This is a genomic window from Campylobacter concisus, from assembly GCF_002165815.1.
Taxonomy (GTDB): domain Bacteria; phylum Campylobacterota; class Campylobacteria; order Campylobacterales; family Campylobacteraceae; genus Campylobacter_A; species Campylobacter_A concisus_BH.
Genome location: NZ_NDYN01000011.1, coordinates 1 through 17,709, shown reverse-complemented (window position 1 = coordinate 17,709; position 17,709 = coordinate 1). Strand labels below are relative to the sequence as shown.

At 40.4% G+C, this 17,709-nt stretch carries 12 protein-coding genes and 1 pseudogene; 9 read left to right on the top strand and 4 right to left on the bottom strand.

Going from position 1 to position 17,709, the window contains the following annotated elements:
• Window positions 1-68: 68 nt before the first annotated feature.
• The 6 genes from B9N65_RS10100 (at window position 69) to B9N65_RS10075 (ending at window position 7,999) form a co-directional block, all read left to right on the top strand.
• Window positions 69-1,397, top strand: a complete 1,329-nt coding sequence (locus tag B9N65_RS10100) for an aminotransferase class V-fold PLP-dependent enzyme (protein ID WP_087583765.1) — start codon at window positions 69-71, stop codon at window positions 1,395-1,397.
• A complete protein-coding gene (gene thiD / locus B9N65_RS10095) occupies window positions 1,390-2,142 on the top strand; it encodes a bifunctional hydroxymethylpyrimidine kinase/phosphomethylpyrimidine kinase (RefSeq protein ID WP_374220080.1) in 753 nt (250 codons plus the stop codon). Before B9N65_RS10100 ends, thiD begins: the two co-directional genes overlap by 8 nt.
• The gene (gene thiE, locus B9N65_RS10090; RefSeq protein WP_087583733.1) at window positions 2,135-2,749 is read left to right on the top strand and encodes a thiamine phosphate synthase; all 615 of its coding nucleotides are present in this window, start codon (window positions 2,135-2,137) and stop codon (window positions 2,747-2,749) included. Before thiD ends, thiE begins: the two co-directional genes overlap by 8 nt.
• 246 nt (window positions 2,750-2,995) lie before the next feature.
• A complete protein-coding gene (locus B9N65_RS10085) occupies window positions 2,996-3,739 on the top strand; it encodes a hypothetical protein (protein WP_087583732.1) in 744 nt (247 codons plus the stop codon).
• Window positions 3,740-4,092: 353 nt separating this feature from the next.
• Window positions 4,093-6,174, top strand: coding sequence for a dynamin family protein (locus tag B9N65_RS10080; RefSeq protein ID WP_087583731.1), 2,082 nt, complete (start codon window positions 4,093-4,095; stop codon window positions 6,172-6,174).
• Entirely contained in the window at window positions 6,167-7,999 is a 1,833-nt protein-coding gene (locus B9N65_RS10075; protein WP_087583730.1) for a dynamin family protein, read from the top strand. The genes B9N65_RS10080 and B9N65_RS10075 overlap by 8 nt, the downstream gene beginning before the upstream one ends.
• Window positions 8,000-8,208: 209 nt before the next feature.
• Here B9N65_RS10075 and B9N65_RS10070 read toward each other — a convergent pair whose 3' ends face one another.
• On the bottom strand, window positions 8,209-9,315 hold the full coding sequence (locus tag B9N65_RS10070; protein WP_087583729.1) for a D-TA family PLP-dependent enzyme: 1,107 nt from the start codon (window positions 9,313-9,315) through the stop codon (window positions 8,209-8,211).
• 88 nt (window positions 9,316-9,403) lie between these two features.
• Window positions 9,404-11,856, bottom strand: a pseudogene (locus B9N65_RS10065) (molybdopterin-dependent oxidoreductase).
• A 161-nt stretch (window positions 11,857-12,017) separates the two neighbouring features.
• On the opposite strand from B9N65_RS10065, the gene B9N65_RS10060 reads away from it, so the two are divergent.
• The 3 genes from B9N65_RS10060 to B9N65_RS10050 are packed head-to-tail and all read left to right on the top strand — an operon-like array spanning window position 12,018 to window position 13,518.
• A complete protein-coding gene (locus tag B9N65_RS10060; RefSeq protein WP_087583728.1) occupies window positions 12,018-12,311 on the top strand; it encodes a putative quinol monooxygenase in 294 nt (97 codons plus the stop codon).
• Window positions 12,312-12,343: 32 nt separating this feature from the next.
• Window positions 12,344-12,565, top strand: coding sequence for a hypothetical protein (locus B9N65_RS10055; RefSeq protein WP_002941152.1), 222 nt, complete (start codon window positions 12,344-12,346; stop codon window positions 12,563-12,565).
• 50 nt (window positions 12,566-12,615) lie between these two features.
• Window positions 12,616-13,518: a hypothetical protein gene (locus B9N65_RS10050; protein WP_087583727.1), complete on the top strand. Its 903-nt coding sequence runs from the start codon at window positions 12,616-12,618 to the stop codon at window positions 13,516-13,518.
• Window positions 13,519-13,703: 185 nt separating this feature from the next.
• On the opposite strand, the gene B9N65_RS10045 is transcribed toward B9N65_RS10050, so the two are convergent.
• Window positions 13,704-16,442 (bottom strand): M16 family metallopeptidase, encoded by a 2,739-nt coding sequence (locus tag B9N65_RS10045; protein ID WP_087583726.1) that lies wholly within the window; start codon window positions 16,440-16,442, stop codon window positions 13,704-13,706.
• A gap of 100 nt (window positions 16,443-16,542) precedes the next feature.
• A complete protein-coding gene (locus tag B9N65_RS10040; RefSeq protein WP_087583725.1) occupies window positions 16,543-17,259 on the bottom strand; it encodes a basic amino acid ABC transporter substrate-binding protein in 717 nt (238 codons plus the stop codon).
• Between the last annotated feature and the right edge of the window lie 450 nt (window positions 17,260-17,709).

The window sequence follows — 17,709 nt, the reverse complement described above, 5'->3', positions numbered from 1 at the left end:
GTGTGGCGGATTGTAGCATATTTTTAGAAAATTTTAATTATAATCACGCAAAAACTAAAAGGCTAAAGTTGGTAAATTTAGAGCACATTAGAAGAGATATTATTTTAAAAAAAGGGATACATTACTTCGACTACACCGCCTCTGGGCTTGCGTATAAGCCTATCGAGAACGAGGTCGCTGATATCTTAAAAACCTACGCCAACACCCACTCGCTAACATCCTCAAATGCCTATAAAACGCAGCTTTTGTATGATAGCGCTAGAAGCGAGCTAAAGCGATTTTTAGGGCTTGATGATAGCTTTTATCTCATAGCCACAGGATACGGTGCCACTGGTGCGATCAAGAAATTTCAAGAGCTTTTGGGGCTTTATGTGCCTCCAGCTGCTAAAAGAAGATATAACCTAAAGGTTGATGATAGCTCGCCACTAGTCGTGCTTGGCCCTTATGAGCACCACTCAAATGAGATCAGCTTTAAAGAGGCGCTTTGCGAGGTTGAGCGCATAAGGCTTGCAAAAGACGGCAGCATCGACCTATCTCACTTGGAGCAAATTTTAAAGATAAATGTAGGGCGCGAGATCATCGCTAGCTTTAGCGCAGCCTCAAACGTCACAGGCGTCATAAGCGACTACAAGCAAATTTACACGCTTGTTAAGAAATTTGGCGGCATCGTGGCATTTGACGTAGCGAGCCTTAGTGCCTATGCAAATTTAGACTGCGACTACTTTGACGCTCTTTTTATCTCGCCGCACAAGCTTCTTGGCGGAGTTGGCAGTTGTGGGCTACTAGCTATCAAAAAAGTGCTAGCAAATGACGATGTGCCAAGCTTTGCAGGTGGTGGCACGGTAAGCTATGTGAGCAAAAACTACCATATATTTTTAAAGGATCAAGAGGCACTTGAGGAGGCTGGCACACCGCCTATTTTAGGGCTTATACGTGCAAATTTAGCTTACAAGCTAAGAGAAGAGATAGGACTTGCTACCATTTACGAAAACGAGAGCGAGCTTAGCGAATACTTTTGCCAAAGGTTAAGAGAAATCCCAGAGCTAGTTAGCTACTGCCCGGCAAATTTAAAGCGCCTTGCGATATTTTCATTTAATGTAAAAAACGTAGCTCCATACGAGCTTTCAAAAATTTTAAGCAAAGAGTATGGCATACAAACACGTGCTGGTTGCTCGTGCGCAGGCTCATACGGACACGACCTTTTGGGGCTAAAAGAGGATCCAAATTTCACCCACAAGCCTGGCTGGGTGAGGGTTAGCCTGCACTATACGCATACCTTTGAAGATGTTGATTATTTGGTGAGTGCGATAAAAAAAAGTATCGAGAAATACGCACTTTCATGGCAGGTCAAAGACCCTTTTGACGTAAAAGAGATAAGTGGGTGTGTGGGTGAATAAAAAAAATGTTTTGATAGTTGCTGGAAGCGACAGCGTCGGCGGTGCAGGCGTTCAGGCGGATATAAAAAGTTGCGAGGCATTTGGCTGCTTTAGCGCAAGCGTCATCACGGCCGTGACCGCGCAAAATACAAATGGCGTTAGCAGCGTGCTTGCGATGCCAGCAAGTATGGTGAAAGCGCAGTTTGAGATGGTGCTAGCCGAGCTTGATATAGACGCTGTGAAGGTTGGCATGCTCTTTAACGAGGAGATAATAGCCGTTGTAAGCGCGTTTTTAAAAGAATTTAGGGCTAAAAATGTGCCAGTTGTTATAGACCCAGTTTGTGTGGCAAAGTCAGGGGCAAAACTGCTTGAAGATGGGGCGATCGAAGCGCTAAAAGAGCTTTTAAACCTTGCGAGTGTTGCCACGCCAAATGTAGATGAGGCTAGGATTTTGGGTATTAATTTTACAAATTTACCTTGCGATATGGTGCTAAAGCGAACGAAGGTCGATGAAATTTGCGAGGATACGCTCTATCTAAAAAATGGTGACGCTATGAAATTTAGCGAGGAGCTTTTTGAACCAAAGGTGATGCACGGGGCTGGTTGTAGCTTCTCAAGCTCGCTAGCGGCCATTTTAGCGCAGCAAAGTGATCTAGTAAGCGCCATAAAAATGGCTAAAAAATTTGTGGCAAATGGGATAAAAAATGCTCATAAAAGTAAATTTGGCGCAAGACTTATAGATCATAAAGCAGGGCTTAATGGCTGAAATTTACGCTATTAGCGATGATATTTTAATGCCTGAAAATTTGGCTTTGGAGTATGCAAGAGAGATTTTGGAGTGTGGGGTTAAGTTTTTTCAGTTTAGGTCAAAAAAAGCGGTCAAAAATGAGAAGCTCGCAAGTGAAATTTTAAATTTATGCGAGAAATTTGGCGCGAAATTTATCGTAAATGACGATGTCAAATTTGCTAAAAAGATAGGCGCAAAAGCCGTTCATCTAGGTAAAGACGATGAGGGCATAAAAGAGGCGTTTGAGATTTTAGGCAAAGACGCATACGTGGGCGTTAGCTGCTATAACGATATAAGCTTAGCCATAAATGCCGCTAAAAATGGTGCTAGCTACGTTGCTTTTGGCTCCGTTTTTACAAGCCCCACAAAGCCAAATGCTCCAAAATGTGAGTTTGAAATAGTCAAAGAGGCAAAGCAAATTTTAAACCTACCTGTTTGCGTGATCGGTGGCATAAATGAGACAAATATTGGCTCTCTCTCTCATGCCAAACCCGATCTCATCGCCGTCATCTCAGCGATATACAAAGATGGCAACGTCAAAGAAAACATCAAAAATTTACAAAATATAATCGAGCTAAATTTCTAAGCCTAAGCTAGTTTTAGCAAAAATTTGTTTTGAATCATGATAAATAAATTTACAAATTCAGTAAATTTTTTTGCATATTTTAAAATTTCACTCGCAAGAATTGACTGCTAATTTTTTTCATTTATAAAATTCAAATTTTCTAAACTATTTTAATAAATTATATTTATGTAATTTATTTTAATAAAATCATAATAATTTAAACTTTAGTTTGGTACTATTTTGTCAAATTTACAAAAAGGTAAAATGATGAAAAAGGCTCTATTTCTAGGATTTAGCGCACTTTTATTATTAGTGGGCTGCAAGGAAAGCAACATAGGCATTGTTAAAAACTACATTTTAAAAGGTAACAAATCAATAACAATAGGCTCAGCGATAGATAGCTTTAAAGGATGTATAAGCACTCAGTGGCAAGACATCAGTAGCGACGATAAAAAAGTGGTTAAAGTTAGCTGCGTGGTTAGCAAAAATGTGCTTGAAGATGAGTTTGAAAGAAAAAATAGCGGCTACATAAAAGCCCTAAATAGCGCCAAAACTGCTCAGCAAAAAAGAGTTGATAACAGCTTAGAGCTTGCATTTGATAGCGCAAATAGCATATTAAAAAGTGGTAAAAGCATAGACAAAGAGACCATTTTATCCATCGCGAACAAGCACTGCAAATTTGATCCAGCAAAAGAAAGTGCTGGCTATCTAACCTCTGTTAGTTGTGACCTTGAGTTTAAAAATGAGCTTGCTCAAATTTTAGATATCAAACAAAAATGGGTCTTTGACAACGTCGTAGCCCAAAGCAAATACGCCGTCTACTACTCACAAAAAGAGCCAGAAGTGATCTATTTTGGCGAAAACACTAGAAAGGTAAATGAGAGAGTTATTGAGCTCACTTTCACGATAAATAGCGATAAAAGTGTGAGCATCTCAAAGGTTACAAAGATAGATGATGGCGATACGAAAGATATAAACCGCGGTTTGGTTGCGATGTTTTATGCAAGATAAATTTTGCTACTAAAATAAATATCTTTAAGTTTAAAAGTATTACATTTTAAAAGCATGCTCTAGTTCATTCAAATAAGAGCAAATTCGTTATTTTACAACCAAAACTCACTACTTCTTTTTGACTACTTTTTTAGTTGTATGAAGCTCTTTTTGATGCAGCACATATTGCCAAAATAAGATGTCTCTTAACCTGTGGTGGGTATAGAGCATTTAAGCGGTGTCCTAAAACCATTTGCATTAAAACTTTTGCCTACTATTTAAATGGTCTTTTTAAATATTCTTTGCAACTTTGATTGATAGCTTCATAAGTAAAAATTTAATAAAATCCCAAAATATCAATAAAAAGAGTCTTTATGGATGAGTTTTTAAAACAGGCTTGGCATGCAAATAAAATTTATACAAATGCTGCTGCTAACGTGCCATTTTACCCAGATCTGCTAGCCCTTCTTCTAGTTTGCGACGAGAGAAATTTAGATCAGTTTATGGCGCTTGATGAGTTTAGAGCGGTGCTAAAAAGGCTTAAAGTTGAGCTGGATATATTTAGCATACAAAGTGCGCAGCTTGCGACTCTTAAAGCGCTAAATGAGGCTAAAATTTCAAGCGACGAGATAGTAAAATACCTAAAAATATTGCGCGATGAAAAGATCATAGATGATGAGAAAATCGGCTTCTTAGAAAAGATCATAAGCAAAAACAAAGGCGCTAATGAGGCTAAAATTTCTCATACCAAGCCAAAAGATCACTTTCATAAAAACCTAGACTTTTTAAATGAGATAAACGAAAAAGCAAGCTTGCTTGATAGCGATAAAACATTTTTAGAGGCACTTGCGGCTGCCAAAAAAAGATCAAACGAAACGCTTTTTAACATAGCCGCAAGTGGCGTCATAAACTCTGGCAAATCAACCCTTCTAAACGCCCTTTTAAACAAACCCGTCCTTGGCGCTTCAAACGTGCCAGAAACTATAAATTTAACTATTTTAAAATACTCCAAAGATAGCTTTGCAAGGGTAAATTTTTACAGCATTGATGAGCTTTTAGCGCTTGGCGTACCAAGCGAAAATTTACCAAGCAAAAGCGTAGATATCGGCATAGACGAGATAAAAAACTACACCTCTTCAAGCTCAAAAACAGCAAATCTCGTAAAAAGCGTCGAGCTTTATGACGACTTGGAGCTTTTAAAGGACAACGTCTGCATCATAGACACGCCAGGCATCGATGATGCGGTGGTTTTAAGAGAGCAGATCACTACAAATTTTATGAGAGAGTGCGACCTTTTAGCCCACCTCATGAACGCCTCACAAAGTGCCACGCAAAAGGACGCTCTATTTTTAAAAAAATGCCTTGAAAACTCGCACATCGTAAGGCTCGCCGTGGTGCTAACTCACGCTGATGAGCTAAGCGCTAAAGAGCTAAATGAGACGCTAAACTACACTAAAAAAGCGATTGGTGAGCAGATAAATGGCGTTGAGATTGATTATTTTGCGCTTAGTGCAAAAAGCTTCTTAGAAGGCGCTGCAAATAGCGGTGTAGAGGAGTTTAAGGACTATCTTTACGAGGTGCTCTTTGGCAAAAACTCTAAAAAATCAGCCCTTATCTTAAGCTCGTATCAAAAGGAGTTAAAAAATATCCTAAATAGCAAGCTTGAGGCCACTAAGGCTGAAATTTTGTCGCTCAAAGCTTATGAAGTTGAGCTTAAAAAGCTTCAAAATGAGCAGGCAAGCGTCAAAAACGCACTTAGTGAAAATTTCTCCAAACTTGAAAACCTAACCAAAAACGAGCTTGCAAAGCTTGAAAGCAGCAACACTAAAAATATCTATAAAATGGGGCTTGAGACGCTTTTGCAAAACCTAAACGATAAGGTAAAAAGCGAGATAGCCTACTGTAAAAGCAAAAAGCAAAGCTTAAATTTAGATCGCCTAGAGCAAATCGCAAAAACGACACTTCAAGACGGTGTGATGGCGCTTATGAGAGAGGCTAGAAACGAAACTTTGGTGCAAACAAGATCGTGCGAGCAAAATATCGCTTTAAATTTTGATGATTACGCTATGAGTAAAGATGAGATTTTTAACATAAATGACTTTTTAGAGCAAATGGGCGTAAAGCTTGAATTTGAGGAGCTTTTAGCTGCATTTAGAGCGAAAATTTCAAGTGACGCAAGCGAAGCACTTTTAGGCTTAAAAGAGGGCTTGCTAAAAGATAAAAATATCTCTCAATTTTGTGAAATTTTAACTGATCATGAAAAAAACCGCCTTTTAAACCTCATAAAAACCTATGAAAGCGCTCAAAAAGCCACGCTTGATAAGAGGCTAAAAGAGCTAGATCGTGAGCTAGAAAAGCTTAGCTCGCAAAATCAAAACTCACTTTTAAAACTAAAAGAGCAAAACGCCTTGCAAGATGAAATTTGCTCGCTTTTAGGGGAGCTAGAAAATGTTTAATGAGTTCATAAATGCCTATAAGGCGAGATATTTTAAGGTTTTTACAAACGACTTTAAGGGCGAGCTAGCAAGGCTAGTAAATGAGCTAAATGATCCAAGTCTGCACGCGAGCGATGAGATAAAAGAGAGCCTAAATTTACTAATCGACACTCTAAATGAGCCGCCTCTTATCGCTGTTATAGGGCAGTTTTCAAGTGGCAAATCAACATTTTTAAATGCTTTGCTTAGACAAAACATCTTGCCATCAGGTCTAACGCCTGTCACGGCAAAGGCTGTGCGGCTAAAATTTGCAAAGATGCCGCTTCTTAGCGTGAAATTTACAAATGACAGCGAGAGCTTGCTAGCTAGCAGCGAGCTTGCAGAGCTAAACGCCATGAGCGAGCAGATAAAAAGCATGACACTTTATGCGCCAAGTGAAATTTTAAAAGAGGTAAATTTCATCGACACGCCAGGTCTAAACTCGCTACGAGATGCCGACACAAAAGAGACCAAAAACACGCTAAAAAAGGTCTGTGGCGCGATCTGGCTAAGCCTCGCAAACAACGCTGCAAAGGCTAGTGAGCTTGAAAGCGTAGAAGAAATTTTAAGGACAAACGATCTAAAGGCGCTTTGCTTCATCAACCAAAAGGATAAGCTAAGCGAGGACGAGCTTGAAAGCTTGCTAAAGCACGCTAGGCAAACTTATGGCAAGCTTTTTGACGATATCATCGCCATCTCATCAAAGCAAGCACTCAATGGCATCACAAATGAAAACAAGAGCGAGCTAGAAAGCTCAAATTTTGCTAAAGCACTAAGTGCGGTAAAAGAGACGTTTTTAAACGCGAGCTTTAAAGAAAATTTCATAAAAACAAGGGCGAAAAAGATAGTAAATTTTTTGATTAGCGAGCAAGAAAACCGCCTTAAAGTTTATAGCGCAGCTGATGAAATTTTGGATAAATTTAATGCCACGCTTGAAGAAAAACTAGAAGTGATAAAAGAGGAGTTTAAGCCTAAAATTGCCCTGCGATACAGCGATATGAGCGAGGCCATAAAGCTTGCAAGTGATGAAGTTTTTAAGCTGCTTAAGCCATTTTCTAGGACAAAATTTAACCCAGCAAAGACGCTTTTAAACAAAGAAATTTATAAGCGCGAAAATTTTGAAATGATAAGCCTTGACACGGACGAGGTCTTTTCAAAGCTCATCTATGAAGACGTCGTCTTTTCTAAATTTTTTAAACGCTACAAAAGAGATCTAAAAGAGCTTGAAAATGAGATCATATCGGCTTTTGATGAGCTTTATAAAAGCTTAGAAGATGAGCTTTTCGTTTATAAATCTCGCTACGAGAGCTTTAATCCATTTGATGAGTTTGCCTCAAACTACGAGACAAAATCGATAAATACCTACGCTGGCAGGACCTATGAGAATTTCTTAAGAGAGTATGAAAATGCCAAATTTAAGGCGACGCAAAAGATTTCGCTCTTTTTTGAAAAGCTTGACGTAAAGGTTGCGTCAAACTACGAAAATGCGCTTAAGCTTGCGGTTTATTTTCTAAAGCAAAAGATCGAAAACTCGCTAAATTCGCACCTGCAAATGGGCACTCCACTCTACATCCCAAGCGCAAAAGAGGTTTATGAGCGTATGCTAAATGCCTTTAGCCTTTATGAATTTGACGATCTTATGTGCTCAAATAACTCTTTTTTAAATAAAACTTTGCTTGACATAAAGATCGAATTTAATGAAATTTACGCCCAAAAAATAGCGATGCTTGAGCGCCTAAAGGCAAAGCCAAATGAGCAAATTTTAAAGCTAGAAAAACTGCAAGAGAGTTCGGTGATATTAAATTAACCGCGCGAAGTGACTGTCTATCAAATTTTAAAATTTCATGAGCGAGTAATTTCGGCTCTAAAATTTGAGCTAAGCTGTAAGCGAAGCCAAATTTTAGTAGTCAATTCTTGCGAGTGAATGAAGTTTTAAAATTTGCCCAAAAGCATAAATTTACTACGATCCATACAGTGTTTTAAATTTGTTTAATACAGGTTTTATCTGCCAAATCCCTACTCTATCCTGCCTCTTGCTAAAACCGGTACCTTTTCGCAGACCTCATCGCCACTTACGAGATAGGCGTAGTCATACAAATTTACCACTGGACAGATGTGATTTGGATAGATGCGAACAAGATCGCCCACGCGCACACTTTTTGCAAATTTCTCGTTTAAGATGATCGCATGCTCGTCAAATAGGCTGTCTATCCACACTTCATGCTCCGCGATGAGCCCCATGCCAGGCGTCGTGCAAAAGCCCTCACTACGCCTCTCTTTGGTCAGCGCCTTTGCCCCAGCATCAAGGATCGTGCGGATCGCGGTCGGCCTTGAGATCACGACACTAAGCACGCTAGCAGCGTTCATATCAAAGCTACCATAAGCATTTGCCTGCGACGCATCCATAAATATATATGTGCCAGGGCGAAGCTCCGTAACGCCTTTTGGTATCTCAAAATCATTTATCAGCGAGGGCGTCGAGCCGATGCTAACGGTGAAATTTTCATACCCAAACTCAAGCGCGATATCAGCAAATTTTAGCGTTCTCATGGTTGCCTCTTTAAAAATTTGCTCGCACTCGCGCTTATCTTTTGCCTTGTATGAGTGGCCATCATGCGAGAAAACGCCGCAAAATTTCACGTTTTTGCACTCTTTAAAAGCGCTCATCAAAGCTCTAAAATCGCCCTCTTCTATGACGCCCGAGCGGTTTTCGCCAACTTCTATCTCGACAAGTAGCCTAGCTATCTCGCCAGCCTCGCCAAATAACTCATCAATTAGCCTCAAAACGCCCACGCTATCGACGCCAAAGCTCACTTTAATGCCAGTTCTTACAAGGGCTATGATGCGAGCAAATTTCTGCCTTGTGACGATCTCATTTGCGATGAAAATGTCGCTTAACCCCTCTTTTGCCATCACTTCAGCCTCGCCCACCTTTGCCACCGTGATGCCCTTTGCGCCGCACTCTACTTGCAGTTTTGCAAAGTATGGCATCTTGTGCGTTTTGGTGTGTGGTCTTAAGCTTACATTAAATTTATCAGCATATTTTTGCATTTTGTCTAAGTTTTTTAGCACTATCTCTTTGTCTATGAGCAGCGCTGGAGTGTCTATTTCGGCTATTTTCATGAGCTATCCTTTCTTTTTTCTTAGATTTTAACTCTAATTATTTAAAAAAGGATAGCTTTTAGCACTTTAAATTTTCAAAGTGTTACTTTTAGGCCTTTCTTGCGCCGATTTTTGGTGCGTCAAACGCCCTGACACGCTTTGGCGTACCCTTAAATTTCTCGACCTCGACAAGGCTCGTGTGGGCGGTGTTGCTCTGGCTCATCTTGCTTGATGGCACGTCTTTTGTGAGCACGTTTAAATTTCCGTGCAAGCAAAGGCTCTTCTCGCCTGGCACATCTGGGTCGTACCAAGCGCCCTCGCTCACGATGACGACGTTTTGTGGCACATCCTCGGTTACAAAGGCACCGCACAAAATTTCGCCCCTATCGTTGTAAATTTTCACCACGTCGCCCATTTTTATCCCTCTAGCCTCGGCTGTTTTTGGGTTTATGAGCACTGGCTCGCGCTCTGCGATCTCGTTAAAATGGCTAAGCACAGAGTTATTTAGCTGCGAGTGAAGTCTAAATTTAGAGTGCGCGCCACTTATGGCGATAGGGTATTTTTTATTTTTTGCGCCCAGCCACTCAAACGGCTCAAGCCACGTCGCATGCGGTGGGCAGTCATCATAGCCAAAGCCAGCGACCGTTTCAGAGTAAATTTCTATCTTGCCAGATGGCGTTTTTAGCGGATTTGTCACTGGGTCATCGCGGAATTTCTTATAGTTTGTAAAGTAGCGTTTTTTCTCATCGACCTTGTCAAATCTAAAATATCCCTTCTGCCAAAACTCATCAAAGCTTGGCATGCTCTCATACCCAAGCCCAGCAGCCTTTTTAACGGCATCTTCGTAAATTTCTTTGACCCACTCTAGCTCGCTTTTGCCCTCGCTAAATGCCTCTTCTCTGCCCCACTCTTTTGCGATGAGCCTTGCGATCTCGAAGTCGCTCTTGCTCTCGCCAAATGGCTTAACAAGCGGCTTAATGGCAAAGAGATACTCGTTAGTTGAGTTTGCCATCTCGATGTCCGTTCGCTCGCACTCAAGCGCAGCTGGCAGGACGATGTCGCTAAATTTAGCTGTGCTCGTCCAAAATGGCTCGCAAGTGATGATCGCTTGCACTTTTTGCATAGCTTTTATCGCTCTGTTGGTCTCTGGATGCCTTGTAAATGTCGAGCCGTTGGCGTTAAACATCACTCTGATCTTTGGTAGCTTGTAGCTCTTGCCATTTCTAGTTATCTCTTTGCCAGGACTTAAAAGTGCGTCTATGAGCCTTGAGTTTGGCAGCTCGTAGCCCTTAGTCTTTGGCACCAGCCCGCTATCAATGAATTTTTGTGGCACCTTCGTCTCAAAAGCCGCTAGTTTAGGCGCTATGAAGCTTTCATCGGCGTTTTGTGCATGCCGTCATTTGTGACAAAGCCACAACCCTCTTTGCCGATGTGTCCAAGCATCGCATTTAGCGTCACTAGCGCCCAGTACGCCATCTCGCCGTGATCTTGCCTTTGTATGGCGTAGCCACTAACTATGACTGAGTCGTTTTTGGCTAGATCCTCGCTAAATTTAGCAAGATCTTGCTCGCTCACGCCACAAATTTTACTTGCCCAAGCTAGGTTTTTATTGACCCCGTCTTTTGTGCCAAGCATATACTCTTTAAATTTATCAAAGCCAACGGTGTATTTTTCTATAAATTCTTTGCTATAAAGCCCCTTTTCAAAAAGGTAGTTGCACATACCTATCATCATCGCCGTATCGGTGCAAGGCACGACTTCAAGGTACTTTGCGCCAAAATATCTTGCGCTTTCGTTGTGATAAACATCGACGCTATAAATTTTCATCTCGCCGCTCTCGCCCTTTTTTCTGATCTCATCGTAGTATTTATATGAGTTGTGAAGCGGCACGCCAATGGCGATCTTGTTTGAAACGACTGGGTTTGTGCCCCAAAATACGATCATTTTGGCATTTTTTAAGATAGCCTCCCACTTTGTTGGCGCGAGCGTTGGATCGATCGAGCCTGTGATGTGCGGCAAGATGACGGTCGCTGCGCCGTATGAGTAGCCACCAAGCTCATTTACATAGCCGCCAAGCACGTTAAGCAGCCTCTTTGCGGTCTTTTGGCTGTGACCAACTTTGCCAAGGCTACCCCACTGATAAACCTGTCCGTAGATAGCTTCAGCGCCGTATTTATCAAAATTTTCTTTTAAAATTTTCGCACTTAGTTTTATCACCTCATCCCAGCTAACGCGCACAAATTCCTCTTTGCCACGAAGCTCTGGCTTTGGGTTGTTTGGGTCAGCCAAAAAGCTCTTTCTAACAAATGGATATTTTACACGGCTTTCGTTTTGGATATGATCAAGAAGTGCGTTGTTTAGCTCATTTGGGCACGCATCGCCCTCAAATGGCTCAGTCTCTACAACGCGCCCTGCGATAGTTTTTACATAAAATGGGCCAAATTTGTTCGCACTTAGCCCGCTTTGCTTGTCAAAAAGCGCCTGAGCTGCTCCGTCAAGCTCTTTTGCTTGAAGGCTTGCTGCGCTTAAGGCACCAAGCTTTAAAAAGTCTCGTCTTTTCATTTTTTCTCCGATTTTGGTTAAATTTACTGTTTTTGGTTGGTTTTATGAGTTATAAATTTAGTATTTTGTATCATCTAGTCATGAAAAGGCCTTGTAATGTAATACGCAAACTTACGTCTAAATTGCGTTATTTTAGCCAAAAAATATTAAAGGATAGACAAATGGTAGGATTTTATGTAAATGTAAAGTTAAAAGCTGGATGTGAGGCGAAATTTGAAGAAATTCTAAAAGAGATCGTGCCAGCTTCAAGAAAAGACAAAGGCTGCATAAGCTACGAGTGTGGCGTAGTTGCAGGCACTAAAAACGAATACTGCTTTATGGAGAGCTGGGAAAATTTAGAGAGCCAAAAAGAGCACATGAAGAGCGCTCACATGGTGAAAAATGTGGCTGCACTGGAGGCTTGCAAAGAGAGCCAAGAGGTGAAAATAATAAATTTTGTAAGCGTAAAGGAATAATATTTGCTAAAAAAAGGGCAAATTTTAAAAAAATGAGCGAAGAAAAGATGCTTGAGATGATAAACGCGACTGCCGATATTATGTTTATGGCTATACTTAGAGGACGTGTGAGCCTTGAAGCCTGCAAAAAGGACAAGGAATTTATAGACGCCCTAAGAGAAGAGCTGCTTAGCAAAAACCCAAACAAGCTCAAAGTCGCGCAAGACTCGCACCAGATGATCGCCATTTTCGAAAAATACCGCAATAAAAAATAATCCATTTAAAATTTAAATCCATTTGCCGATATAGTGTTAAAGGATTTGACATGATAAACGCACTAAATGGATTTAATCAAAGCTTTAACTATCAAGACACTTTTAATAAGCAGCCAACGACTATCGCAAATTTAGGCAAGGTAAAAATTTCTCCCAATGCCCTAGACATCAAGCATCTATCACTCTCTGGCTACTCGTCAAATTATAAAATTTCTATCTGGGGCAAGATAAATGGCATAGATAGTTCTATGAGTAAAGACGAGGTTGCTAGCCTTAAAAATTTCGTTGATAGCACGAAGCTTTGGAGGTTAAATTCCATCCTTACTAGCGAGAAAAACGGATTTAGTGTAGATGAGTTTAACAAAACCTATCACATATCCGCTAATGCCACCAAAGCTCTTGGCGCTCTAATCAATCACGACATTGGCGTACTTCATCTAAGTCGTGAGGCTAGAAATTTGCTAGATTCTGATCTAAGTGTCGATAAATTTAAAGACAAATGGCTGGAATTTACCGCCGAAAAGATACTTGGCGAGCATGCAAATGTGAAAATTTCTTTCAAAGACGGGGCTCTCTCTTACGAGCAAACATCGGCTAAGAAGCGCATAGAAATCCTAGGTCAAGCGATGCCACAGCGTGTAAGCTACGCTGATAAAAACAGCAAAGATGAGTTTTTGAAATTTCTAAAAACAAGCTATGAAAAGGGTGAAAATATCGCTGATGTGCTGCAAAATATCGCTCTTACGCCAGTTAGAGAAGATGGCGGTGAAGAGATAGAAGAAGAGAAATTTAAGCCTATGCAAGTTACCAAAAAGAGCGTGACCTACACGGACAAGGATATAAAACGCGAATTTTTCGAGGAGTTTATCAGGCGTGAGGTCGAAAATGGTGCGAGCTTTGATGATCTAGTGCAAAAGCTAAACAAGCTAAAGCCAAAGGATATACTGGCTTAGCTTTAGGGTTTAAATTTTGGGGCTGGCTTGGCGCGCTAAATTTATTTTACTTAAATTTCTGGAGGCTAGTTTCACTTCTCAAATTTCTGCTCAGACTTAAATTTAAAAAGCTAGCCAGCTTAACCTACTAATTTTCTGCTTAGTCTTAAATTTAAAGAACCAGCCAGCCCAGCCCCAAAAAATTTCTACTTTGGATTATTTATACTTATCACCATATTTTTCTCATCAAGATATAGCCTAGCAGCCTCTTTGATATCGTCATTTGTAACCGCTTTGACCGCATCTATATACTCATCAGCCGTGTAAAGTGGCGTGTTAAAAATTTTATTTGAGATGATGAGATTTTGCCAAAACTCAGGCTTTTCATAGTCTTTTTTTATAGAGATTTCACTCTGCGCCTTAAAATCCTCCAAATGTTTTGGCAAGAGCGCGCCACTGCGCTTGATGCTAGCTATTATCTCCTTTATCTCGGCGATGATCTTATCCGTGTTTGCAGGGTCGCAAGTAAAGCCGATCACCACCTTTGAGTGCTCATACGCATAGCGTGAGAGCTTGGCGTTTAGGCTAAAGCCGTATGTTTGCCCCTTGTCCTCTCTGATCTTTTCACGAAGCGCCGTTTTTAAGACCGAGTTTAGCGCCCTTAGCTTGACCACCTCTTTAAAGCTATATTTTGTATCTAAATTTATTATATCCACGCTCACATCGCTTCTTTTTGTGCTTTGATACTCTCTTTTAAAAGTGTGCTGCCCCCTGATACTTCGCACGCCGTCATCTTTAAAATTTTCAGCCTCACCAAGCTTTGGCAAGGTGGCGATATACTTTTTAACAAGTGGCAAAAGCCTCTCCTCGTCGGTGTCGCCGATGATTACGAAGGTGTATGAGGCTGCGTTTGTAAATTTATCTTTGATGATCTTTTTTAGCTCATTTAGCTTTAGCGCATCAATCTGCGCCATCTCAATGGGCGCTACACGCTTGTTGTTTTCGTAAAAAAATTTGCTAAATTCGGTGCTAAATTTATATTCAGGTAAATTTTGCTCTTTAGCTAGCTCATCTTTTGCTCTTTGTTTTATCCTCTCAAGCACGTTTGCATCGGCTCTTGGAGAGCTAAACTCTAAATTTATAACAGCTAGCAGCGAACTAAGATCGCCACTGCTTGAAGAGCCGTAAAAGCCCTGCGTAAGCGCCTCTATGCTCTTTTCGTAGCTTACTATCTTGTCGTTTAGCACCTTTGAAAGCTCGTAGTTGTTAAATTTGCCAACGCCACTTTCATTTGTGAGCGCAACCGCAAAACCGCCAAGCTTAGGATCAGCTAGATCTGAAGTGCCACCCTTGCTAATGGCTGCAAACAAGATGCTATCTTTTTTGGTAGCTAGTGGCTTAAAGATGACTTGCGAGCCATTTGGCAGCTTATAAGTGTAGATGCCATGCTTTTGGTCAAATTCACTAGAAAGGGTATCTTTTGGCTCTAAATTTTCATTGCCAAGGCTCTTATTTAGGCTCTGGTTAGCCAAATTTGTATCGTAAGGTTTTGCCTCATCTTTTAGCTTCAAAAAGACATCTTTGCTAAGCTTAAAGCCATCTTTACTAAAGACCCTCACGCGCTCATCAGGTATGGCTAAAATTTGCCTAAATCTAGCATTTACCTCTTCAAGCGTGATCTCGTTTAAGAGCTTTAGGCTAAGGTTTTTGCTATCTTCATCGCTTAGCACAAAGCCTCCATTTTCGATCATGTTTAAAATTTCACTTGCATAAACGCTTGATTTTTTAGTTTTTGAGCGTTTAAATTTAGCCTCTACGTTTGCCACAAATGCCTTTTTCACATCGCTAAAGTCGCCTTTATTAAAGCCAAATTTCTCGATACCTTTTAAAACGCTTAACATATCTTTAAGGCTAGCGTTAAAATCATCTCCGATCACATTTGCCTCAAAACTATAAATTTTTTGCTTTGCTTGAAGCGTTTGCACCATAAAATCAACGCTTAAATTTGATGAATTATTTGCATTTTTTTGCTCATAAAGCATATTTATAAGGCTAGCTATTAGCGCATCTTTTAAATTTCTCTTCACATCAGCCTCATCCAAGACTGGCTTAAATTTATCAAAAAAGCTAAGTCTTACAAACTGAGCTGCCGTCTCGTTTGCGTCGTAGTTAAAGACGTTTAGCCCATCTTTAAAAGCGATGCTTTTATCTGGGTGAGCGTAAGAGTTGCTGTTTTTTGCTGCGCTAAAGTTTTTCTCTATCAGAGCTTTTATCTCGTTTTTATCAAAGTCGCCAACTGCCACAAAGCTCATAAATCTTGGCTGATAAAGCCTCTCATAAAACTCTTGCATGTGCTTAGCATCCACGCTTTTTATCACGTTCATGTCGCCTATAGGCACTCGTTTTTGATAGATGCTACCTGCAAAGATGTCCTCACTCTGGGCAAGATAGAGCCTATAAGCTGGCGTGTTTCGCTGGCGCTCCTCTTCCATTATGACGCCACGCTCCTTATCAAGCTCGCCTGCATCGATCTTTACGCCATCGATCCAGTTTGAAAAGACCTTGAAAACGTCTTTTAAATTTTTCTCATTTACATTTATGCTTAGCGTGTAGCTCGTCTGATCGTAGCTGGTTTGCGCGTTTAGATCAGCGCCAAATTTAACCCCAAGGCTCTCAAGCTGTTTAATGAGCTCATTTTTGCTAAAGTCACGGCTACCATTAAACGCCATGTGCTCCAAAAAGTGCGCAAGCCCCTGCTCGCCGTCTTTCTCATCAGTAGAGCCTGAGTTTACGACTAGGTAAAAGATAGCTGTATTTTGCGGGAGTTTATTCTCTTTTATATAGTATTTAAGCCCGTTTTTTAGCTCGCCACTTAGCATATCTTTGTCATTTTGCAAGGCAAAGAGACTAAGCGCTAAGCACAAAAGTAGCAGAATTTTTCTCATAATCCGTCCTTTAAATTTCTATGTAAAAGCGGATTTTAGTATAAATTTTAAAATGCAAGATAAAGCTAGCCTGCTAAATTTGCAGGCTAGTTGGGAGGTGTTATTTTAGTTCGTATTTTTTAAGCAGTGCGTCGTAGCTGCCGTCTTTTTTCATCTCGTCTAAAATTTGATTTATCTTAGCGATAAGCTCGCTCTCTTTGTTTTTGTCAAAAGCGATTGAAAAGCCCTCGCTACCATCAACCTCTTTGAAAAATGCCTCTATTTCAGGGTTTTTCTTGATAAAGCCATAGCCTATCGAGCTATCAAGGATAACCGCGTCAAATTTGCCAACTTTTAGCCCCATTATAAGTGGCACAGTATCTTCTGAAGGCACTACTTTTGCGCCATTTATCGCATTTGCAGCTAGCTCTTGGATGGTGCCTTGTTGCACGCCTACTTTTTTGCCAGCTAGCTCCTCTTTAGCCTTTAAAGCGTCGTTGCCTTTTTTCTTTAGGTAGATGTTTTCAGTTAGATAGTATGGCTTTGTAAAATCAATCGACTTTAGTCTATCAGGAGTCGCGCTCATCGCACTTATGATGCCATTTATCTTGCCAGCTTTAAGCGCTGGAATGAGGCCATCAAAGCTCATATTTATGATCTTATATGAAAAGCCAGCACGCTTTGAAATTTCGTCTATCAAATCGATGTCAAAGCCTGTTATTTTGTTGTTTTCATCGATGTATTCAAATGGCGGGTAGTTTGCCGCTGTACCAAATTTTAGCTCGTTTGCACAAAGAGCAACAAAAGCTGTCAGTAAAAGAGCAAAGATCTTTTTCATGTCTATCCTTTAAGGTGATTTAAAGCCCTAATTATCGGCATTTATCTATTAAAATTTGTTTAAATTTAGCGCAATGACAGAAATTTCATAAGCTTGTAAAGTGTATAGGTACGTGCTCTAGAAAGATTTTGATCAAATTTTAAAATTTCATGAACGAGCGTATCTAAAATTTATCAGAGCTTTTGAAACGCATGCAGTGCGTTAGCACTATTGCATGCACCTTGAACGTGCGAGGGGATTGGGGTATCTAAATGGAGATAAGGGGACGGCTTCGTAATTTAAGTCCCCTTGTCTCCCTTTAGAATAAAAAGAAATTTACAAATTTAACAAAGCTGTCTTTGCAAATTTTAAAATTCCATTCACTCGCAAGAATTGACTACTAAAATTTGGCTTCGCTTATCGCTTAGCTCAAATTTTAGAGCCGAAATTACTCGTTCATGAAATTTTAAA